The sequence below is a fragment of the Nonomuraea sp. NPDC050022 genome (genome assembly GCF_044460705.1).
Taxonomy (GTDB): domain Bacteria; phylum Actinomycetota; class Actinomycetes; order Streptosporangiales; family Streptosporangiaceae; genus Nonomuraea.
The window spans coordinates 843,197-866,891 of the sequence record NZ_JBITKE010000001.1 but is presented as its reverse complement, the minus strand read 5'-3'; the positions used below and the strand labels follow the sequence as shown (position 1 = coordinate 866,891).

Genomic DNA, 23,695 nt, shown 5'->3' with positions numbered 1-23,695 from the left:
GCCTCAATCCAGGATCTCTAGCTTCACGTACGGCGGAGGCGGCTGCACGTTCGTCAGATCGGCCTCCAGCACCACGTGGGCGCCGTTCCGCTCCACCTCCCTGAAGCCCGCGAACGCGTAGGTGACCTGCATCATCCGGTTGCGTCCCGTCTCCACGAAGTCGGCCCGCACCGAGACACCGGCCTCCTTCGCCAGCCGCATGACGTGGTTGAGCATGACCATTCCGACACCGCGCGACATCACCCGGCACGACATCAGCATCATGCGGAGCCGCCAGACCGTCTCCTCCTTCTCCACCAGCGCGAGCCCGATCTTGCCGTAGCTGCCGAACCGGTCGGTCAGCGAGGCCACCAGCAGCAGGTGGTCCGGAGACTCGCGCAGCTCGTCCAGCTCCTCGTAGGAGTAGGTGCGGCCGGTCGAGTTGAGCTGGTTGGTGCGTACCGTCAGCTCCTCGGCCCGCTGGAGGTCCTCCCGCTGGGCGGGCGCGATGGTGAAGGCCATCTTCAGCCCGGCCAGGAACTCCTCGTTGGTGCCGACGAACTCGCTCTCCAGCTCGTCCCTGGCGATCTGCCCCTGGTACATGCCGCGCCGCTGCGCCGACTCGTCGGTGACGAAGCGGGGGGTGAACTCCGGCCGTACCAGCGCCTCGTCCACGTCGGCGACGTCGACGCAGGTCACCTCCGGCACCTCGTGCGCCACCTCGGCGCGCTCGAACTCCTGGTCGTCCACGAACGCGAACGCGTCGAGCCCGAGATTGAGCGCCTTGGAGATCTGGCGGATGGAGTCGGACTTGGCGTTCCAGTTGATCCGCGGGTAGAGGAACAGGTCGTCGAGGCCGAGCTCGCGCAGCTTGCCGAACGCCGCCTCGTGATCGTTCTTGCTGGCCACCGAGTGCAGCACGCCCATGCGGTCCAGCCGCCTGATGTGCTCGACGACCGCCGGGCGTACCTTGACGTTCTCGTCCTCCAGCAGCACGCCGTCCCACAGCGTGTTGTCGAGGTCCCACACGACGCACTTGATGCGGCCCTGCTTGGGCTTCTCGTGGAGTACGGCCACACTCACGACGTCACCTCCCGGTCCGCCTGGCCGGCGATCGTGATCCGCTGGATCTCGTTGCTGCCCTCGATGATCTCCATGACCTTGGCGTCCCGGTAGAAGCGGGCCACGGGGTAGTCGGGGCTGCAGCCGTTGGCGCCGTGGATCTGGACCGCCTCCGACGCGTGCCTGGCGGCCGCGGTGGACGCGAAGTACTTCGCCACCCAGGTCGCCATGATCGTGGAGGCCTCACCGGCGTCCTTGAGCCGCCCCGCCTCCGCCAGCAGCAGCCGGGCCGCCCGCGCGTCGGTGACCATGTCGGACAGCTTGGCCTGGATCAGCGGCAGGTCCCGCAGCACCGAGCCGCCGACCTCGCGGGCCGAGGTGTAGGTCGCCGACGCCTCCAGGCACGCCTGGATGATGCCGACCGACCCGGCCGCCACGCTGTAGCGGCCGAGGTCGAGCGTGCCGGTGAGCACCATGCCCGCGGTGAACCCGCTGGGCCCGAGCAGCGCGTCGGCGTCGAGGCGTACGTCGTCGAACGTCACCTCCGCCAGCATCGACGCGCGGGTGCCCAGCATGTCGTCGATCGGGCGCACCTCGACCCCGGGACTCTCCCTGGGCACCAGGAACGCGCCGATGCTCGACGCGGTGCGGGCGAAAACCAGGTACAGGTCCGCCCGCTGGCCGCCGGTGATCCACTTCTTGCCGCCGTTGAGCACCCAGCCCGTACCGGACTGGACGGCGGTCGTGGTGATGCCCGAGGTGTCGCTGCCCGCGCCCGGCTCCGACAGGCAGAACGCGCCCAGGACCGCGCCCTTGGCCAGGGCCGGAGCCCACTTCTGCCGCTGCGCCGCGCTGCCCCACCGCTGCACCGCCCACGACACCATGGTGTGGACCGTGAGCAGGCTGCGTACCGACGAGCAGCCGCGGCCCACCTCCTCGTGGACCTCGCCGAGGGTGACCAGGTCCATTCCGGCGCCGCCCACCTCCTCGGGCAGGAAGGGGGCCCACAGACCCGCCTCGGCCATCCGGTCCAGCAGTTCCTCGGGGATGTAGCCGGCCTGGTCGTACGCCTCGGCGTACGGAACGATGAAGGTGTCCACGAACGCGCGGGCGCTGGCCCGGTCGGTGACCGGGAGCGTCTTTTGCGCGACCGGTGCCTGGGTGACGATCGTCACGCGGCCAGCTCCTCCGACAGCCGGCCCACCAGCTCGGCCATCGAGCCGGCGGTCCGGAAGTTGTCGATGCGCAGCTCCTCGTTCGGGATGGTGACCTCGAAGGTCTTCTCCACGAACATCACCAGCTCCATCGCGAACAGCGAGTTGACGAAGCCCAGGGAGAAGATGTCCTGGTCTGCGGTGATCTCGGCCTGCGGGTAGCGGCTGCGGACGAAGGCGAGGATCTGCGCCTCAGCGGTGTTCGACATAGCTGAGCTCCTTTTCGGTGGTTACTTAGTTGGCGTAGGTGAAGAAGCCGCGGCCGGACTTGCGTCCGTGCAGACCGGCGTCGGTCATCTGCTTGAGCAGCGGGCACGGCCGGTACTTGCTGTCGGCGTAGTGCTCGTACAGCACCTCGACGCTGTAGAGGATGGTGTCGACGCCGATCAGGTCGGCGGTCTCCAGCGGCCCCATGGGGTGGCCGAAGCAGCTGCGGAACACCTCGTCGACGGACTCGGCCGTGGCCACGCCCTCGTGGACGAGGTAGGCGGCCTCGTTGACGGTGAGCATGAGCACCCGGTTGGAGATGAAGCCGCACGAGTCCTTGACGTCGACGGCCCGCTTGCCCATCGCGGCCAGCAGGTTCCTGGTCCGCTCGATGGTGTCGGGGGTGGTGTGGAAGCCGGGGATCAGCTCGACGGCCGGCTTGGCGGGCACCGGGTTCATGAAATGTACGCCGATGACCTTGTCGGGACGGCCCGTCACGGCGCCCACCTTGGTGATCGGGATGGCCGAGGTGTTGACGACGAACACGGTGTCGGGGCCGCAGGCCGCGTCGAGCGCCTCGTAGACCTCCCGCTTGACGTCCCAGTTCTCGGTCACGTTCTCGATGACGATCTCCGCCTTGGCCAGGGCGTCGGCGCCGATGGCCGTGGTGATCCTGGCGAGGATCGCGTCCGCGTCCAGGGCCGGGCCGCCCATCAGGCGACTCATCCGGCTGTTGCGCTCGATGTTCGCGAGCGCCTGCTTGAGGATCTGCTCGTCCTTGTCGACCAGGACCACGTCGTGGCCGGTCTGGGCCAGGTTCTGGGCCACTCCCACGCCCATCACACCGGCGCCCACTACGCCGATCACTGTCATGACTCTGCTCCATTCATTGGGTTGTGTCTCACCGGCCGCGTCTGCGGGCGGCGGAGGCTTCGAGTCCCGATCGGCGCAGCTGGGCACGTACGTGGCTGCCGCCGTCGGCGCCGGTCCCGAGCGCGTGGCCCGCGCCCGAGGACATGGCCTCGATGGTCTGGCCGAGTGCCGACACGGTCGGCGCCTCGTAGAGGATGTGCGGCGGCAGCTCGTCCAGCTCGAACGCCCGGCGCATCGCGGCCACGATGCTGACGCCGAGCAGCGAGTTGCCGCCGAGCTCGAAGAAGTTGTCCAGGACGCCGACCCGGTCGAGCTTGAGCGAATCACACCAGATGCCGGCGATCTGCTCCTCGGCCGACCCCGACGGCTCCTGGTAGGGGGTGACCAACTCGGGACGGGGGTGCCGCTCACCGCTCACGCCACCCACAGCGGGCGAGGTGACCGCCTCCAGGTTGAAGCGCGAACTGCCGAGCACCACCGTCGGGAAGTCCTGCGTGGACACCACGACCCGGGGCTCACCGCTGGCCAGGGCGCGCAGCAGCGCCCGCCAGCCGTCCTCGAAGTCGATGCCGACACGGGCCCGGTTGTCGCGGAAGAACTGCTGCAACGCGCCGTCGTACCCGGCCAGACCCTCCTCCCAGGCGTTCCAGGTCCACTCGCCCCAGTCGATGGCCAGGACCCGCCTGCCGGTGTCGGCGAGCTGGTGGGCGTACCCGTCGAGGAAGGCGTTGGCGGCGCAGTAGTCCACCTGCCCCGGCCCGCCGCCGGTCGCCGAGGTGATGGAGGCGAACAGCACCAGGAAGTCCAGCTCGACCTCGTCGGGCCGGCCGATGCGCAGCGCCTCGGCGATGGCCAGAGTGCCGCCGATCTTCGGGGCGAGCACCTGGTCCAGCTCGTCGGACCGCTTGAACTGCATCAACCCCATGCCGGGGACGCCCGCTGCGTGGAGGACACCGTGGAGGGCACCGAACCGCTCGATCGCCGTGTCCACGGCCCGGCGGACGTCCGCGGGCTTACTGACGTCGCCGGTGACGATCTCGACGCGCCCGCCGAGTTTCTCGATCTCGAGCACTTGGGCGATCCGCCGCCGGGTCGCCTCCTCAGCCGCGCCCGCCAGGATGCGGGACCACTCCGAGCGGGGTGGCAGACCGCGGCGGGCGAGCAGGACGAGGTTGGCGTGGCAGTCGCGGGCCAGCCGTTCGGCCAGGCCGAGGGCGATGCCGCCGAGCCCGCCCGTGATCAGGTAGACACCGCCTTCGCGGAGCGTCTCCAGGTCCGGGTCGACCGCCATGGTCTCGTAGCCGGGCACCCAGCGTCGGCCGTTGCGCAGCGCCACGATCCGGTCGGCCTGCGGCCTCCGCAACTCGGCCACCAACCCACCGGCCACCGAACCGCCCCTGCCGTTGGTTGCCAGGTCGATGAGGCGGGTGGCGACCTTCGGGTACTCCAGGGGGATCACCAGGCAGGGACCGATCAGCGTCGCGCCGTCCGGGTTGGACACGTCGTCGCCCAGCACCTGCTGCGTGCCGGTGACGGCGACGTCCAGGGACCAGTCGTCGGTGCCGGACTCCGCCGCCGCCCTGGCCAGCGCGACGAGCGTGTGCAGGCCGTACCGGATGGTGGTGTCGCCGGTGGCGGCGTCCAGCGTCCAGAGGTGGACCACCCGCTCCAGTGGCCGACCGGCGGCGCGCAGGTCGCGCAGCAGCGAGAGCGTGTCGCCCACGCTGCCGGGCCGCACCGTGTAGCCGTCGGCGGTGGCGGCGTACGCGTCGCCGGGGCGTACCAGCGTGACCGTGGCACCAGCCGTCCGCCGCAGCTCGGCGGCGACCTGGTCGGCGAGCCCGTCGCGGGTGTAGACCAGCCACGAGCCCGGCTGCTCACCCGGCGCGGGCGCGGCGGTCTGTCGCCATACGGGCAGGTACATCCACTGGTCTTCCGGCAGCCTGGGCAGGTTCGTGATCGCCTCGAACAGGTTGTCCGGGTCGAGCGCCGGCAACGCGCCGACCGGCTGCCGCCGCGCACCGGTCGCGGGTGGGTCGATCCAGTAGCGCTGGCGCTGGAAGGGGTACGTCGGCAGCGGAATCCGCCCCGGCAACCCGGCACTGGACGCATCAGCCGCCCCCGCGGCGAGCCCGGCATCGGACCCAGTGGCGAGCCCGGTGTTGTGGTGTCTGCCGTGGTGGGCGGCCCAGTCGAGGTCGGCGCCGAGCAGCCACAGCCGGGCCAGGCAGCCCGCGAGCACCTCGTCGTCCGGGCGGCTGTCGCTGCCGCCCGGCAGCGCGTTGAGGATGAGCGGCCACCGCTGCGGCGGGCACCCGGCGGCGCGCACCAGGGCGCCGAGCGACTGTCCCGGGCCGATCTCGACCACGGCCAGCTCCGGGTCGGCGAGCAGCGCGTCGACCCCGTCCGCGAACCGTACGGTCCCGCACATGTGCCGGGCCCAGTAGCCCGGGTCGCACACCAGGTCCGCGTCGGCGATCCCGCCGGTCACGTTCGAGATGTACGGCAGGGCGGGCGGGTTGAGCTGGACGTTCTCCTCGACCCAGGCGGTCAGCTCGTCACTCAGCCGGGCCAGCATCCTGGAGTGGAAGGCGTGGGTGGTCTGCAGCGGGCGGCACGGGATCTCGGCCCGCCGCAGGTCGGCGAGGAGCCCGTCCATCGCCTCGACCGGACCGGCAACGACCGTCACCTGCGGGCCGTTGACGGCGGCCAGGTCCAGCCCCCGCTCATCGAGCCTGAACCGGCGGCGCAGCTCGTTCGCGGGCAGCGACACGGCGACCATCGAGCCGGGCGGCACACCGTCGATCAGCTTCGCCCGGTACGCCACCAGCGCGATGGCGTCCGGCAGTGACAGGACTCCGGCCAGGCAGGCGGCGACGTACTCGCCGAGGCTGTAGCCCAGCATGATCCGCGGCTGTACGCCCCAGGTCATGAGTGTGCGCGCCAGGGCGTACTCGACGGCGAACAGGGCCGGCTGGACGATCTCCGTACGCTCCAGCACGCCGACCCGCTCGTCCCCACCTGAGCCAACGGAAGCGCCCGCGCCCGCAGACCCGTTCGAGCTTGCGGAGCTGTTCGAGCCCGTGCGGCCCAGCAGGGCGGCGAGGTCCGGTGCGCTGCCGCGGCCGCCCGCGAGCAGGTCCGCGAGGTCCACCTCGCCCAGCGGTCCGCGCAGGAGCTCCAGGCATTCGTCGAGCGCCGCGCGGAACTCCGGCTCGCGCCGGTACAGCTCGGTGACCAGACCGGGATACTGCTCCCCCGCCCCGGCGAACAGGAACGCCACCGGACGACCCTGAACCGTGTCGACCCGGCTCAGCACCCCAGGCGTCGCCGACCGCGCACCGGGGTTCGGCGACCCCCCACTCAGCACTCCGGGGTTCAGTGACTCCCCACCCAGCACAGCGGCGGCCGACTCAAGGCTGTCCACGACCGCGACGCGCCGATGCTCGAATGTCTTGCGTCCCACCTGGAGGGTGAACGCCACATCCGCCAATCGGATACCGGGCGAGGCGGCCAGGTGCCGCCCAAGGCGCTCGCCCGCCTGGTCGGCCGCGGTGGCGTTGCGCGCGGACACGGGCAGCACCTGGTACCTGCGGGAGGACTCGGGCGAAACCGGCGGCGCCGGGGGCCGGACGGGAGCCTCCTCGACGACCATGTGCACGTTGGTGCCGCCCATGCCGAGCGAGTTGATGCCCGCGATGCGCGGCCGTCCGTCGCGGGTCCGCCATGGGGAGAGCTCGGCGTTGACGTAGAAGGGGCTGTTCTCGAAGTCGATCTCCGGGTTGGGGCTGGTGTAGTGCAGGCTGGCCGGGATCACCCGTTCGCGCAGCGCGAGCGAGGTCTTGATCAGTCCGCTCGCGCCCGCGGCGCGGTCCAGGTGCCCGATGTTGGTCTTCACCGAGCCGATCGGGCAGTACTGCGTCTGCTCGGTGTCGCCGAACGCCCGCGTCAGGGCTGCCAGCTCGATCGGGTCGCCGAGCTCGGTGGCGGTGCCGTGCGCCTCGATGTAGCTGATGTCCTCGCCGGTCACCCCGGCGTCGGCCATCGCGTCGGCGATCACCCTGGCCTGGCCGACCACGCTCGGCGCGGTGAAGCCGACCTTGAGGGCGCCGTCGTTGTTCATCGCCGAGCCGCGGATCACGGCCCAGATGTGGTCGCCGTCGCGTACCGCGTCCGACAGCCGCTTGAGCAGCACCACCGCGGCCCCGTCACCGAACATGCTGCCCCGAGCCTGGGCGTCGAACGTCCGGACGTGACCGTCGGGCGACTCCTGCCCCCCGGGCCCGAACTTGTGCCCGATCCGGTCGGGCACCCGGATCGACACGCCGCCGGCCAGTGCCAGCTCGCATTCGCCGTTGCGCAGGCTCTGCACCGCCAGGTGCGCCGCGACCAGCGAGGTCGAGCAGAACGTCTGCACCGCGACACTCGGCCCGTACAGGTCGAACAGGTAGGAGACCGTCGTGGTGAGCGCGTCCTTGTCGTTGCCCATGATGATCTCGTAGTGGCTGACCTCCTCCTCGTCGTTCAGGAGGTGCTCGCCCATGCGGAGCAGGTACGTGCTGATGTTGCTGCCGCCGAACACGCCGACCCGGCCCCTGCTGTCGGGCACCGCGTACCCGGCCTGCTCCAGCGCCTCCCAGCACACCTCGATGAACGCCCGCTGCTGTGGGTCCGTGATGGCCGCCATCCGGGGGCTCAGACCGAAGAACGCGGCGTCGAATCCACTGACGTCGTCGAGCACGGGGCGGGCGGGGACGTACGACGGGTCGTGGATGAGGTCGGGGGCCACTCCGGCGGCCAGCAGCTCCTCCTCGGAGAAGAAGCTGATGGACTCGACGCCTTCGCGCAGGTTGTTCCAGAACGCACCCACGTCGGTGGCGCCCGGGAAGTGGCCAGCCATGCCGACGATGGCGATCCGCCGGTCGTCGTCCATGTCGCTGCCGGGGCCGATGCCGGAGCGGTCGGCAGGTCCGGCGGTGCCTTCCACGGCTTTCTGGGCGACCCGCTTGGCCACCGTCGCGGTGCGGGCACTCGTCTTCCCGGTACGGCCGGCGCCCTTCTCGTCGAGGATTCCGGCGAGCGTGTGCACCGTAGGCGCCTCGAACAGCATCACCGTCGGCACCGCGATCCCGAACCGCTTCTTCACCAGGGCCAGCATCTGCAGCGCGACGAGCGAGTTGCCGCCGAGGTCGAAGAAGTTGTCCCTGGTCCCGACCGGCTCGATCCCGAGCACGTCGGACCACAGCTCGGCCAGCGCCCGCTCGGTCGCGGTCAGCGGCGGGCTGTACGGCTGGGGCAGCTCGGGACGGGGGAACCTGGTCCCGCCCGCCCCCGGCTCCGGTCCGCTCACCGCCCGGGGCAGCCGGTCGTCGAGACCACCCGCCGCCACCACGAGGCTCGGCCGGTTGTCGGCCACCAGCCGGTCGAACGCCGCCAGCCCCTCCTCGGTGCTCATGGCGTGCGCGGCCATCGCGGCGCCGATGCCGCCTTCCATGCCTTCGAGCGTCCGCGACCACGTGTCCCAGCTCGCGGCCACCCACCGGGTTGGCGAGGCGGCGGTGTCGTGGGCGACCGCCGTGAGCGCGGCGTTCGCCGCCGCGTAGCTGCCGAAGGTGATGCCGCCCAGCAGCGACGACGTCGAGGAGAACAGCAGGCAGAAGCCGGGCGCCCGCTCGGCGGGAAGCTCGGCGAGCACTTCACGCAGGACCAGCGCGCCTGTCACCTTCGCGCCGAAGTGTCTCGCGACGGCTTCCTGGTCGAGGTCGCGCATCGACAGGAACGTGTCCCGGCCGGTCTCGGCGGCGGCATGAATCACCCCGTCGAGCCGCCCGCCCTCCCGCAGCACCTCACCTGACGTCCCGCTTCGCGTGTCGCCGAGCACCTCGGCTGACGTCTCGGCTGGCGCGTCGCCGAGCACCTCGGCCAGCAGGGCGCGCATCGCGTCGGCGTCTGTCACGTCGGCCTGCGGTGTCAGCACCTCGGCCCCGAGCGCTCGCAACCGCTGGACGCCCTCGTGGCGCGGGTCACCGGCCGTGGCGGGCACGCCGCTGCGGCTGGTGAGGATCAGCCGGGCGGCTCCGGCCCGCACCAGGTGCTCGGCCACCAGCAGCCCGACGTCCCCGAGACCACCGGTCATCAGGTACGTCCCACCGGGCCGCACCCCCAGACCGGCCGTCAGGTTTCCGCCCGACCCGACCACCGAGCCCGGCGCCTGCGCCGCTTCCGAGCCGACCGTGTGCGCTCCGTCCGGAACGGCGGTCGGCCCGACCGTCTGTGTCCCGTCCGGGTCGGCGGGGATGTAGTCGCGGGTGTGGCGGCGTCCGTCGCGGATAGCCACCAAAGCGTCGGTCGACGGATCGCGGAGCTCGGCCATCAGGTCCCGGGCCGTCGCGGCGACGTCGGTTCCCACCTCGACGTCCACGCAGCGGCAGTCGAGGTTGAGGTACTCCTGGTTGGCGACCAGCGGCAGCGTGGCGGCGGCGGCGTGGCCGGGGTCCTGCCCCTCGCCGTCGAGGACCGCCTGGCCGCCTCGGGTGGCCACGATGATCCTGGTGCTGTCGCCACCCTCACTGCCCCAGGCGTCCAGCATTCGGGAGAGCGGGAGCACCACCTGGCGCCCGTCACCACCGGAGTCGGCGTGGTCGAGCAGCCGCAGGTCGAGCAGGACCGTCGGGGTCTCGCTCGCCAGGCTCCTGGCCAGGGCGGCGTGATCGGCCGCCGATTCGGGGTCGATCGTGTAGCCGCCGGTCACCTCGGCGAACGCGCCGCCCGGCCGTACCAGCACGATCTGGGTGCCGTCAGACGCCAGCGACTCGACGACCGCGTCAGCGACCCCGCCGGTGTCGGCGAGCACCACCCAGCGCCCGGCCGCGCCCGAACCGGTCGCAGTAGGTACGTCAGTCGCGATCCAGCGCGGCACCATGAGCCGGACGTGCGGAGCCGCCTCCTCGATGGCGGGAGCCGGAGCTATGGCGGTCAGTGCGGGCTGGGCCTGGTGGCGGGGCGGGTCGATCCAGTAGCGCTCCCGCTGGAACGGGTAGCTGGGCAGCCCCACCTTGCGTACGGGACGATCCTGCCGGTACCCGGCCCAGTCGACCGGCACGCCCGCCAGCCACAACCGCCCCAGACCCTCGGCCAGCACGGTGCCGGCCGGGCGGGGGTCGGCGGCGGCGGGGAGCGTGGAGACCACCAGCGGCCAGCGGTCCCGGGGGCAGTCGCGGTGACCGCGGGCCATCGCCCCGAGCGACTGTCCGGGGCCGATCTCCAGCAGCGCCAGCTCCCCCTGCTGGAGCAGCGTGCCGAGCACGGCGTCGAACAGCACCGGCCCGCACATGTGCCGCGCCCAGTAGCCGGGGTCGGTCGCCTCGGAGGCGGTGATGAGGGCGCCGGTGACGTTCGAGACGTACGGGATGCGCGGCTCTTCGAGCGCGATGTGGGTGGCGATCCAGCGGGTCAGCTCGTCGCGTACCGGCTCCATCATGCGCGAGTGGAACGCGTGGCTGGTGGCCAGCGGCCGGCACGGCACCGACTCGCCCGCCAGGAATTCCCTGGCCGCCTCCATCGCGGCGGGCGGACCGGCGAGCACGGTGAGTTCGGGGCCGTTGACCGCGGCCACGTCCACGTCGGCGATGCCCGCCCGCTCCAGCCGGGTTCGCAGGTCGTCGGCGGCCAGCGGCACGGCGCTCATCGCGCCGGCCGGGAGCGCGTCGATCAGCCGCGCCCGGTGGGCGACCAGCGCCAGGGCCGAGTCCAGGGTGAGGACGCCCGCCAGGCAGGCGGCCACGTACTCGCCGAGGCTGTAGCCGGCCAGCAGTGCCGGTTCGATGCCCCAGGAGCGTACGAGCTGGGCCAGGGCGTACTCGACCGCGAACAGTGCGGGCTGCAACACCGCCGTGGGCATGGTGTCGACCGGCGCCGCCTCCCGCCCGAGCAGCCGGTCGAGCCCGGCGGCCTGGCCGGGCTGCCTGGGGAGCAGCAGTTCGGCGAGCGGGTCGACTCCGCCGAGGTGGTCGCGGAGCGTGGCCCGGCACTCGTCGAGCGTCTGCCTGAAGACCGGCTCGGTCTCGTACAGCTCGGCGGCCAGGCCCGGGTACTGCTCACCGGTGCCCGCGATGAGGAACGCGACGGGCCGGTCGGCGCGGCTGTCCGCGCGGGCCAGCACGCCGGCGTCGCGCAGCCCGGCGACGGCCTCGTCCACGGTGGCGGCGACCAGCATCCGGCGGTGTCCGAAGACCTGCCGCCCGGCCTGGAGCGTGTGGGCGACGTCGGGCAGGTGCGGGGTGTCGGGGTCGACCACAAGAGGGTCGGTCGTCGCGCTGGCCGTAGCGGACGTGAGGTGGTCGGCGAGGCGTTCGGTCATGGCGTCGGCCGCGGCGGCGGACCGCGCGGACCACACCAGCAGCTCCGGCCGCGACGCCGCGGCCGGAACCGGGCGCGCATCAGCCGACACCGCGACAGCGAGCTCCGGAACGGCGGGCACGGGAACGGGGGGCGCCTCTTCCAGCACCACGTGCGCGTTGGTCCCGCCGATGCCGAACGCGCTCACCCCCGCCCGCCGGGTCCGGCCGGGCCGGCGCGGCCAGGCGATGAGTCTGGTGACCACCTCCAGCTCGGCCTCACCGGCGCTGAGCTGCGGGTTGGGCTCGGTGAGGTTGCGGGTGGGCGGGATCTCGTCGTGGCGCAGGGCGAGGGCGGTCTTGATGAGGCTGGTGACGCCGGCCGCCCGGTCGAGGTGGCCGAGGTTCGTCTTGACGGAGCCGATCAGGCACGACTCGTCGTGGAAGACCTGCTGCAACGCCGCCAGCTCGGCCGCGTCGCCGAGCGCGGTGCCGGTGCCGTGCGCCTCGACGTAGTCGATGTCGGCGGGCATCAGCCCGGCGCTGGCCAGCGCCTCGGCCATGACGGCGGCCTGACCCTGTACGCCGGGAGCGGTGAAGCCCACCTTCCTGCCCGCGTCGTTGTTGACGGCCCAGCCCCGGATGACGGCGTAGATCTGGTCCCCGGCGGCCAGCGCGTCCTCCAGCCGGCGCAGCGCCACCACGCCGACGCCGCTGCCGAGCGGGCTGCCCAGACCGCCCGCGTCGAAGGCCCGGCACTCGCCGTCGGGCGGCGCGATGCCGCCCTGCTGGTACAGGTAGCCGACCCGGTGCGGCACGTTGACCGCGACGCCGCCCGCCAACGCCAGGTCGCACTCGAACCCGGCCAGGCTGGAGGCCGCCGCGCAGACCGCGACGAGCGACGTGGAGCAGTAGCTCTGCACCGCGTAGCTCGGGCCCGACAGGCCCAGCGTGTGGGCCACGCGCAGGGTCAGCGAGTCCTTGTCGTTGGCCAGGCCGAGGGCCAGCTCGCCCATGGTGGCGGCGATGTCGTTCGGCATGAGGTTGTGCTGCAGGTACGAGCTCCAGCCGGACCCGCCGAAGACTCCGATCGAGCCGTCGAAGCGGGTGGGGTCGCATCCGGCGTCCTCCAGTGCCTCCCAGCTGTGCTCCAGGAACAACCGGTGCTGCGGGTCGAGGATCTGCGCCTCCTTCGGGCTGAACCCGAAGAAACCCGCGTCGAACAGCTCGACGCCGTCGATCACCGCCCCGGCCTTCACGTACCCGGGATCGGCCAACAGGTCCTCGGGCACTCCGGCGGCCCGCAACTCGTCATCGGTGAACCGGGTGATGCCGGAACGGCCATCACGGATGTTCGCCCACAATCCGGCCACATCGGCGGCGCCGGGGAACCGCCCCGACATCCCGACTATCGCAATGTCATTGCCAGAGACCTCGCCGGCCAGCTCATCAGTCACGTCAACGGTCCTTATCTCGGGACTCAAGCTCAAGTCGGGCTTCATTTCCGTCCGCCCCCGGAACGGGCCCGGCGCCGTCGCTGCCCCCGAGCCGAGCTGGTGGTGAGTGCCTGTCGTGCGGAGCCGTCGTCCGACCGCTCCAGCGCGGTCGCGAACTCCGCGACCGTCGGGTGCTCGAACAGCACCGCGGGCGCGATGGCCACGCCGAGCTCCTTCTCGATGGCCAGCACCATGGCCATGCCGACCAGGGAGTTGCCTCCGAGGTCGAAGAACGGGTCGTGCACGCCGACCTGCTCGATGCCCAGGTAGGCGCCCCAAACATCGGCGATCTTGGTCTCGGTCTCGGTTCTGGGCGCCACGTACTCGGTCCGCAGCAGCGGCCGCGGGAACCGCTCCCCGCGAGGCGCCGCCGCCGCGCCGACCAGGGCGTCGAGGTCGGTCATGGCCGACCAGTCACGCAGGACGTCCCGCAGTGGCTGGCGCGCGGCCAGGACGCTGCCGTGGCCGCCGGTCACGATCCGGTCGAGGAACGCGCAGCCCGCCTCCTCGGCGAACCCGTACCTCTCCCGGTAGGCGGTCACCCGCTGGGCGAGGCTGGAGGCGCCCTTGAGGGAGTCGGCCTGCCAGTCGTCGTGCTGCCACGGGCCCCAGGCGACCGACACCACCCTGGTGGACGGCGCGGTGGCCGCCAGAGCCTCGCCGTACGCGTCGAGCACGGTGTTGGCGGCGCAGTAGTCGCTCTCGCCGATGCCACCGAACGCGGTCACGGCGGAGGAGTACAGGACCAGCAGTTCGGGCCGCTCCTCGGCAGGGGTGCCCGGGCCGACCAGCTCGGCGAGGGGTCCCATCGCCAGGACCTTGGGCGCGAGCACCGCCCCCGCCTCGGCCACGGTCCGCCGCTGCACCATCCCACCCGCCGGTACGCCGGCCGCGTGGACCACACCGGTGAGCGTGCCGAAGTGCTCCCGGCACCGGCGCAGCGCCCGCCGCAGCTCGTCCGGGACACCGGCGTCGGCGGTCAGCAACAACACCTCGGCCCCGGCCGCCTCAAGCTCGGCAACGTCTGCCAGACTCCGCGCCACCTTCCCGCCCGACTCGGGCAGGGCGGCTTCCAGTGGGGTACGGCCTACCAGGGCGAGCCGCCGTACTCCGGCGCGCACCAGGTGCTTGGCCAGCCCCATGCCGAGTCCCCGGGCACCACCGGTGATCAGGTAGACGCCGTCGGCCCGCCACGGCCTCCCGGCCGGTTCGCCCTGGTCCGGGACCTCGCCCCAGCTCTTCACCCAGCGACGGCCGCGCCGCCAGCCGGTCAGCCGGTCGTGCGCCTCGTCGGGCACTCTGAGCAGCTCGTGGACGAGCTGCCCGGCCGCCTGCGCGTCGTCCTCGGGGTCGAGGTCGACACCGCTCCAGGTCAGTCCGGTGTACTCGTGGTGCGCCGCCCGCCCGAGCCCGTGCGTCACGGCCCGGTACGGCGCGAGGGCGTCGCCGCCCAGGATCTCGGCGGCCCCTTGGGTGGCCGTCAGCAGCCGCACCCCCTGGCGCGCGGGCAGCTCACCCAGCGCCTGTACGGCCAGCAGCAGGCTGTCGAACCCGTGCCCGATGGCCGCCCGCAGCTCCTCGTCGCTGGCGTACACCTGGGTTGCGGCCGTGGCGAGCCGACTCCACAGATGGACCACATGCACCGGCCCCGGTTCGGTGACGGCGGCGAACACCTGGGCGTAGTGCTCGGGCACAGCGGGATCGATGACGATGCGGCGACCGTCCTGCCGCAGCCCGCTCCCGGCGACGACCTCGATCACCTGGGTCCCTGCTGCGGCGACCGACTCGGCGAGCGCCGCACCGACCCCCGCCGAGTCGGCAAACACCACCAACGGCCCACTGAGCTGTACGGCAGGTGCGACGTCCCCTGAACGGCCGTCGCGGGAGGCGAGGTGCGTCGGGGTGGGGCGGGTGGGGTCCTGCTGCCAGATCGGGGCGAAGGCGAAGTCAGCCGGTTTGGCGGGCCGGTCGGTTCGGGGGACGTCCCGGCCCTGGTCCGGCCAGAAGCGGGTGCGCTGGAACGGGTAGGCGGGCAGGTCGACGAGGCGGGCACCGGTGGGGCGGGTGGGCGCCCAGTTCAGCGTGACGCCCAGCTCCCACAGCCGCCCGCACGCCTCCAGCAGCTCGGACCGCGCGTCCCGCCGTTGCCCCGCCGTCCAGAGCGGCGGCAGGGTGCCGAGTACGGTGGCCGGCCGGTCGGACAGGTTCTGCCGAACCAGCCCACCGAGGGTCTGACCGGGGCCGAGCTCGACGAAGACATCCACCTCCTGCGAGACGCAGTGCCGTACGGCGTCGGCGAACCGGACCGGGCTGACCAGCTGATCGGCCCAGTACTGGGAGCTGGTGGCCTGCTCGGCCGTCAGCGCGACGCCGGTGAGGTTGGACACGATGGTGATGGCCGGGGCCTGGCGCGGCACGGAGTCGAGCAGCGCGGCCAGCTTCTCGCGGGCCGGCTGGAGCAGCGACGAGTGGAACGCGTGCGCGGACCGCAGCGGCCGACAGGCGACGCCCTCGGCGGTGAGGCGCCGGGTCACGGCCTCGATGTCCTCGGGCCGCCCACTGAGCACGGTCATCGAGGGCCCGTTGAGCGCCGCGACATCCACCTCGGCCTCAGCGCCGACGAGCAGTCCCTGTACGCGGTCCTCGTCTGCGGCGACGGCGACCATGCGGCCCGCCGGCGCGGCGGCGATCAGGCGGGCTCGTTCGGCCACCACGTACAGGGCGTCTTCCAGGGTGAAGACGCCGCCGAGGCAGGCCGCCACGTACTCGCCGAGGCTGTAGCCGATGAGCAGGTCCGGGGTGACGCCCCAGTGGGACAGGAGCCGGGCGAGCGCGTACTCGACGGTGAAGAGGAACGGGTGGGCGACCTCGGCGTGGCTGAGCGGGTCGTCGGCCCGGTCCTGCCCAGAACCGTCACGACCCAGCAGCGCCGCGAGGTCCCCGTCCGAGGGCCGCGCCCGGTCCACTCCCGAGGGTCGTGCCTGGTCGGCGGCGGGCTTCTCGTCGTCGCTCTGGTCGTCCGCGGGGCCGAACAAGGCGCGTAGGTCTACGCCGCACCGATCGGCGGCCAGCTCGACGCAGCGGTCTACCGCCTCGGCGTAGACGGGCTCGGTGCGGTACAGCTCCCTGCCGAGGTCCGCGTACTGGTCGCCGACGCCGGGCAGCAGGAACGCGACCCGGGGACGGCCCTTCACCCGGTGCACGCCGCCCTCGGTGGCGACGCGGCCCAGCAGACGTATGGCGTCCGGGAGGTCGGCACAGACCAGGGCGCGCCGGTGATCGTGCTCGGCGCGACCGGCCTGCAGCGTGCGAGCCACGTCGGCCAGGGCCGCTGCCGACCGGGCCGAGTCCGACCGGGCCGAATCCGACCGGGCCGAATCCGACCGCGCCGCCAACACCGTGGCCAGGCGCCCGGCGTGCTCCCGGAGGGCCGCGTCGCTGGCCGCCGACACGGGCAGCACCAGCGCCCGAGCCACGCCGACCGTACCGTGCCCGGCGACGGAGGGTTCTGGCAGGTCGTCGGCCGACCTCCCCGCATCACCAGGCTCGGGAGCGGATTCCAGGATGACGTGGGCGTTCGTGCCTGACCAGCCGAACGAGCTCACCCCCGCCAGCCGCGGCCCCGCCCCCGTGAACGCCTGTGGCGTCCCGGCCATCGGCACTACCGTCCCGTCCTCCGGGATCGCCGCAGCCGGTTCCGACAGGTGCAGGTTCGGTGGGATCAGTTCGTTCTCCAGCACCAGGACCGTCTTGATCAGTCCGGCCACCCCGGCCGCCGCCTGGGTGTGGCCGATGTTGGTCTTCACCGCGCCGACCCGTAGCGGTCGGGCGCCGGGGCGCTGGCCGAAGACGTCGTGCAGGGCCGACAGCTCGATGGCGTCGCCCAGGTGGGTGCCCGAGCCGTGCGCCTCCACGTACGAGATGTCCTCGGGGGCGACCCGCGCGGCGGCCAGGGCCCGGCCGATCACGTCGGCCTGGGCGCCGCGACTGGGTGCGGTGAGACCGTTGCTGCGGCCGTCCTGGTTGACGGCCGAGCCGCGGATCACCGCGCGGATGCGCCGGCCGTTCTGGATCGCCTTGGACAGCGGCTCCAGCACCACGACGCCGCCACCCTCGCCCATGACGTAGCCGTCGGCGCTCGCGTCGAACGTCTTGCACTTCCCGTCCGCGCACAGCATCGACGCCGCGCACGCCTGGATGAAGGTGCTCGGATGGAACGTCATCGACGCCCCGGCGGCGATCGCGAGGTCGCATTCGCCGCGCCGCAGCGCCTCCGCCGCGAGATGGACCGCGATCAGCGAGGACGAGCACGCCGTGTCGATGGCCATGGTGGGGCCGCACAGGTTGAGCAGGTACGCGATGCGCCCGGCCGCGACGCTCATGGACGAGCCCTGGCCCAGGTACGGGTCCGCGAGCGCCTCCGCGCCGTGCCGTTCGAGCTGGAGCCTGCCGTACTGGAGGCTGTCCATGTAGCCGACCATCACGCCGGTACGGCTGCCCGACAGGCGCGACGGTGGCGCGCCCGCGTCCTCCAGTCCCTCCCAGGCCAGTTCGAGCAGGAGGCGCTGCGTCGGGTCCATCCGCAGGGCCTCGCGCGGCGAAAGGCCGAAGAACTCGGCGTCCCAGCCGGCGATGTCCGGCAGGAAGGAGCCGTACCTGGTGTACATGCCGCCGGGCGTACGCGGGTCGGGGTCGTAGTAGTCGTCGATGTCCCAGCGGGAGGACGGCACCTCGGTGACCGCGCTGCCGCCGTCGCGCAGCAGGTTCCAGAAACCCTCGACCGTGTCACCGCCGCCGGGGTAGCGGCACGCCATCCCGATGATCGCGATGGGCTCGTGCTGACGATCTTCGGCCTCGGCGAGGCGGCGGCGCGTCTGGGTCAGTTCGACGGTGACGCGCTTGAGATAGTCGCGAAGTTTGTCCTCGGTCGCCATCGGACGAGCCTTTCCGGTAACGAGAGTCATGGTCAGAAGTCGTTGTCGATGAGCGCGAAGATCTCTTCATCGGTCGCGGAGTCGATCTTCTCCGCCGCGCCGTTCATGCCGTCGGGATCGGCTCCGAGCCTGGTCAGGGCACTCTGCAGAATCGGGATGAGCTTGCCGCGGATACGCTCGGCGTCACCGTTGGCGCGGGCGAGTATCGAGTCGACGCGTTCCAGCGCGCCGCGCAGCGTGTCCTCCGCCGAGGGGGCCGCCGGGGCGAGCTTCCTGAACAGGTAGTCGGCCAGCGTGGTGACGGTCGGGTGGTCGAAGACCAGGGTCGCGGGCAGCCGCAGCCCCGTATCGGCGTTGAGCCGGTTGCGCAGCTCGACGGCGGTCAGCGAGTCGAAGCCGAGCGTGTTGAACGCGCTGCCGACGTCGACCGCGTCCACGCTGTCGTGCGCGAGTACGGCGGCGACGTGCGCGCGGATGACGTCGGTGATCAGCCTGCGGGCGTCGGTCTCGGACAGGCTGGGCAGCCGGGCCGCCAGCCCGGCGTTGCCCGCGTGCTGCCCGGATCCGGTACGGCGCGGCGCGCGCACCAGTCCGCGCAGCAGGGGCGGCAGGTCACCCGCCGCGGCCCTGGCCCGCAGCCCGGGAGCGTCCCAGCCGGAGGCGACGACAAGCGCCTCGTCACCGCCGAGCGCCGCGTCGAACAGCTCCAGCCCCTCCGCCACACTCAGCGGCGCGACGCCCGCGCGGGCCAGGCGGGCGGTGTCGGCCACCGTCAGCGCACCGGTCATGTCCGAGCCGGTGTCCCACAGCCCCCAGGCCACGGACACCGCGGGCAAACCGAGCCCGCGCCGGTGCGCGGCCAGCACGTCGAGGAAGGCGTTCGCGGCGGCGTAGTTGCCCTGCCCGGCATTGCCGAGCACGCCCGCCAGCGACGAGAACACCACGAACGAGGTCAGCGGCAGGCCACGGGTCAGCTCGTGCAGGTGCCAGGCCGCGTCCGCCTTCGGCGCGAACACCGCCTCCAGCTTCCGCTCCGACAGCCCCTCCAGGGTGGCGTCGTCCAGGACTCCGGCGGTGTGCACCACGCTGGTGAGTGGCCGGTCCTCGGGGATCGAGGCCAGCAGTACGGCCAGAGCGTCGCGGTCGGACACGTCGCAGGCGGTCACCGTGACCCGCGCCCCAAGCTCTTCCAAGCTCGACACCAGCTCGCCTGCCCCCGGCGCCTCGGGCCCGCGCCGCGAGACCAGCAGCAGGTCCCGGACCCCGTGCCGCTCCACCAGCCGCCGCGCGACCAGAGCGCCCAGCCCACCGGTCCCGCCGGTCACCAGCGTTGTGCCCGCCCCCTGGGGGGAAGCCGTGGTCGCGCCCTGGAGCGTGCTCACGCCCTGAGGAGAGGCCACACCCGCGCCGTGGCCTGTGTCCGCGCCAGCGGCCATGTCCGTGCCGTGGGCAGAGGATGCGGCTGGGCAGCGGGTCAGGCGGGGCGCCAGCGGCACTCCGTCGCGTATCGCCAGCTGCGGCTCACCGGCGTCGATCGCCGCCGCCACCAGGTCCCAGTCCGCGACACCCTCTTCCGCGTCCACCAGCGCGAACCGCCCTGGCTGTTCGGCCTGCGCCGACCGGACGAGGCCCCAGACGACCCCGGCGGCCACGGCCGCGGCGTCGACACGGTCCGTGGCCAGGACTCCCTGGGTGACGAACACGAGCCGGGCCCGCGCGTCGGCCGGCCAGCTCCGCAGCAGATCCAGCACCCGGCCGAACAGCTCCCGCGCCCCGGCGGTCACACTCGTGGCGGCAACCGAGCAGCGCACCGCGACGAAGTCCGCTTCCGAAGCCGCCAGCGCGCCGGACCTGCCCGATCCGTCTGATGCCGCCGAGAGGTCGTCCTCGTCCAGCCAGACCCAGCGCGAGCCACCGTCCTTCGATGAAGGGCCGCCGAGTTCCGCGGGCACCTGCACCCAGTCGAGCCCCTGCGGGACCGCGCCCGTCGAGGCCGACGGCTCGACCGGTACGGCCCTGGCCCGCAGCGACTCGATCGACAGCACCGCCCGGCCCGAGACGTCGGCCGCCTCCACCACGGCGTCGTCACCCGCCCACGCCAGCCGTACCCGCAGCACCGAGGCCCCCGGCACACCCAGCCGCACTCCCCGGAACACGAACGGCAGCCGCAGCCCCCCGGAGCCGGAACCGGAGCCCGCGAGCAGCAACGGGTGGAACGCCGCGTCGAGCACCGCCGGGTGCATCCCGTACCCGTCGAGCTCCACCCCGTCGGGCGCCACGACCTCCGCGAACAGCTCCTCGTCCCGCCGCCACACCGCTCGCACGCCCTGGAACGCCGGGCCGTACTCGTAACCGGAGTCCGCCAGCCGCTCGTACCCGCCGTCGACGTTCACCGGCGACCCGCCCGCGGGCGGCCAGGTCGTGGCCCAGCCGAACTCTCCAGCGGAAACGCACGTTTCGAGGAGCGTGCCCGACGCATGACGTACCCACTCGGCATCCGGCGAGGCGGAGAAGACGGTCAGCGCACGCCGCCCGGCGGCGTCGGACGGGCTCACCGTGATCTGCAGCCCGACCTCACCCGTCGCGGGCAGGACCAGCGGCGCCTCCAGCGTGAGCTCCTCCAGCAGGTCACAGCCCGCGACCGCGGCCCCCTCCAGCGCCAGCTCGACGAACGCGGCCCCGGGCAGCAGCACGCTCCCGGAGACCGAGTGGTCGGCGAGCCACGGCAGCGCGGCCGCCGACAGCCGGCCGGTGAGCAGGTACCCGTCGTCGGCCACCGGGACGACTGCGGTCAGCAGCGGATGCCGCGAGCCGCCGATCCCCGCGCCGCCCGCCTGCTGCGCACGCCGCTCGGCGGTCTTGAGCCAGTACGTACGCCGATCGAAGGCATAGGTCGGCACGTCCACCTGCCGGTACGGCACGTCGGCCAGCACCGCCCGCCAGTCGACCTCGGCCCCGAGCACCCACGCCTGGGCCAGGGCGGCCAGGAACCGGCGCCAGTCACCGGCACCGCGACGCAGCGACCCGCATACCCCAGCGGTAATGCCCGCTTCATGGCAGATGTCCTCGATGTCGCCGCCCAGCACGGGATGCGGGCTGACCTCGACGAACAGCGGCGTCCCGAACGACGCGAACGCCCCAATCGACTCGCGGAAGAGGACGGGGTTGCGCAGATTGTCGTACCAGTAGGCGGCGTCCAGCCCGGTCGGCTCGACGAAGGTGCCGGCCATGGACGAGCAGAAGGCCACGTCCGTCGCCTGCGGCGCGATCCCGGCCAGCGTGGCGAGCAACTCCTCGCGCAGCACTTCCACGTGCGGGGTGTGTGAGGCGTAGTCGACGGCGATCCTGCGCACCCGGACCGTCTCGCCCCACGCCGCCGCGAACTCGTCGAGCGCGTCCACATCCCCTGCCACGACCGTGCCGGCGGGCCCGCTGTGCACGGCTATCCACAGGCGGTCCGCCCACGGCTCCAGCCGTACCTCTTCGGCGGGCAGCGCGACCGCGAGCATCCCGCCTGTGGCGGCCAGCCCGCGCACCACGGTCTGGCTGCGCAGCGCCACGATCCTGGCCGCGTCGTCGAGTGTCAGCGCCCCGGCGACACAGGCCGCCGCGATCTCCCCCTGCGAGTGCCCCACGACCGCCGCCGGATCCACACCCAGCGACCGCCACACCTCCGCCAGCGACACCATCACCGCGAACAACGCCGGCTGAATGACCTCCGAACCCAACAGCTCACCCGCACGCAAAGCCCCCACCACAGACCAGCCCGTGTACGGGGCAAGCGCGGCATCACACCGGCTCATCCACTCCCGGAACACCTCACTGGACTCCAGGAGATCAACCGCCATGCCCGTCCACTGCGAGCCCTGACCCGGGAACACGAACACCGGCCGCACATCAGCCGGCGCCGCACCACTGCTCACCGCCGCGTGCGACTCACCCGCCGCCAACGCCGCCAAGCCCGCCACCAGCTCGTCCCGGTCCGCGGCCACCACCACCGCGCGGTACGCGAACCGCGCCCGCCGAGCGAGTACGGCTCCCGCGACGGCCAGATCCTCATCTGCCGCGGTGGCCGCGTACGTCCGCAAACGACCCGCCTGCGCATGTAGCGACATTTCCGTCTTGGCGGACAACACCCACACCAGCGGGCCATCCACCGTCACGGGTTCGGGCACCACCTCCGGCGCCTGCTCCAAGATCACATGAGCGTTGGTCCCGCTGATGCCGAACCCCGAGACCGCGGCCCGCATCGGCCGGTCCGAGACCGGCCAGGCCACAGCCTCCGTCAACAGTTCCACGGCCCCGGCCGACCAGTCCGCGTGCGGCGTCGGCTCGTCCACGTGCAGGGTGGCCGGCAGGGTCCGGTGTTCCAGCGCCTTCACCATCTTGATCACCCCGGCGACCCCGGCGGCGGCCTGGGTGTGGCCGATGTTCGACTTCACCGAGCCGAGCCGCAGCGGGCGGTCCGCCGGCCGGTCCTGCCCGTAGGCGGCGATGATCGACTCGGCCTCGATCGGGTCGCCGAGCCGGGTGCCGGTGCCGTGGGCCTCCACGGCGTCCACGTCGCGGGGTTCGAGGCGAGCGTCGGCCAGCGCCTGCCGGTACACCTCCCGCTGCGCCGGACCGCTCGGCGCCGTCAGGCCGTTGCTGGCGCCGTCCTGGTTGACGGCCGAGCCGCGGATCACCGCGAGGATCCGGCGGCCGTCGCGCTGCGCGTCCGACAGCCGTTCCAGCAGGATCACGCCCGCGCCCTCGGCCCAGGCGGCGCCATCGGCGGCGGCCGAGAACGCCTTGCACCGGCCGTCGGGCGACAGGGCCTGCTGTCGCGAGAACTCCACGAACGGGTCCGGCGCCGCCATCACCGTCACGCCACCGGCCAGCGCCAGCGCGCATTCGCCGCGCCTCAGGGCCTGGACCGCCAGGTGCACGGTGACCAGCGACGACGAGCACGCGGTGTCCAGGGTGACGGCCGGGCCCTCCAGCCCGAAGGTGTACGCCACCCGGCCCGACAGGACGCTCGGCGTGCTGGAGGTGAGCAGCGTACCCTCGACGGACTCGGGGATGGCCCCGAGGTAGCGGTCGGCGTAGTACTCGTACATGGTCCCCGCGTAGACCCCGGTCCTGCTGCCGCGCAGCGTGTCCGGGTCGAGGCCGGCCCGCTCGAACGCCTCCCAGCTCACCTCCAGGAACAACCGGTGCTGCGGGTCCGTGGCCAGCGCGCCGCGCGGGCTCATCCCGAAGAACGGCGCGTCGAAGTCGCCGGCGTCGTACAAGAAGCCGCCGTGCCGCGTGTACGACTTGCCGAACGCGTCGGGGGCCGGGTCGTACAGGCCGTCGAGGTCCCAGCCACGGTCGGCGGGGAACTCACCGATCGCGTCCACGCCCGAGGACACCACCTCCCACAGATCCTCGGGTCCGGCCACGCCGCCGGGGTAGCGGCAGGCCATCCCGATGATCGCGATGGGCTCGTGGCTACGGTCTTCGATCTCGGCGAGGCGGCGGCGTGTCTGGGTAAGTTCGACGGTCACGCGCTTGAGGTAGTCGCGCAGCTTGTCCTCGGTCGACATCTGTCGCCTTTCGCAGGTACCGGTGAT

7 protein-coding genes are annotated in these 23,695 nt (G+C 72.6%); all 7 read right to left on the bottom strand.

The features are described from left to right. Nucleotides 1–3: 3 nt before the first annotated feature. Genes ACIBO2_RS03735 through ACIBO2_RS03705 form a run of 7 tightly spaced genes read right to left on the bottom strand, consistent with a single transcriptional unit; the run spans nucleotide 4 to nucleotide 23,668 of the window. On the bottom strand, nucleotides 4–1,062 hold the full coding sequence (locus ACIBO2_RS03735; RefSeq protein WP_358536535.1) for an HAD-IIIC family phosphatase: 1,059 nt from the start codon (nucleotides 1,060–1,062) through the stop codon (nucleotides 4–6). Continuing rightward, on the bottom strand, nucleotides 1,059–2,216 hold the full coding sequence (locus ACIBO2_RS03730) for an acyl-CoA dehydrogenase family protein (protein ID WP_358536533.1): 1,158 nt from the start codon (nucleotides 2,214–2,216) through the stop codon (nucleotides 1,059–1,061). The genes ACIBO2_RS03735 and ACIBO2_RS03730 overlap by 4 nt, the downstream gene beginning before the upstream one ends. After that, complete coding sequence (locus ACIBO2_RS03725; protein ID WP_358536531.1) at nucleotides 2,213–2,464, bottom strand: acyl carrier protein; 252 nt, start codon at nucleotides 2,462–2,464, stop codon at nucleotides 2,213–2,215. Before ACIBO2_RS03725 ends, ACIBO2_RS03730 begins: the two co-directional genes overlap by 4 nt. A gap of 25 nt (nucleotides 2,465–2,489) precedes the next feature. Beyond that, nucleotides 2,490–3,335, bottom strand: coding sequence for a 3-hydroxyacyl-CoA dehydrogenase NAD-binding domain-containing protein (locus ACIBO2_RS03720; RefSeq protein WP_358536529.1), 846 nt, complete (start codon nucleotides 3,333–3,335; stop codon nucleotides 2,490–2,492). Between the two features lie 28 nt (nucleotides 3,336–3,363). Beyond that, on the bottom strand, nucleotides 3,364–13,128 hold the full coding sequence (locus ACIBO2_RS03715; protein ID WP_397295193.1) for an SDR family NAD(P)-dependent oxidoreductase: 9,765 nt from the start codon (nucleotides 13,126–13,128) through the stop codon (nucleotides 3,364–3,366). 41 nt (nucleotides 13,129–13,169) lie between these two features. Further along, nucleotides 13,170–18,101, bottom strand: coding sequence for an SDR family NAD(P)-dependent oxidoreductase (locus tag ACIBO2_RS03710; RefSeq protein WP_397295191.1), 4,932 nt, complete (start codon nucleotides 18,099–18,101; stop codon nucleotides 13,170–13,172). A gap of 32 nt (nucleotides 18,102–18,133) precedes the next feature. Continuing rightward, nucleotides 18,134–23,668, bottom strand: a complete 5,535-nt coding sequence (locus ACIBO2_RS03705) for an SDR family NAD(P)-dependent oxidoreductase (RefSeq protein WP_397295189.1) — start codon at nucleotides 23,666–23,668, stop codon at nucleotides 18,134–18,136. Nucleotides 23,669–23,695 lie beyond the last annotated feature (27 nt).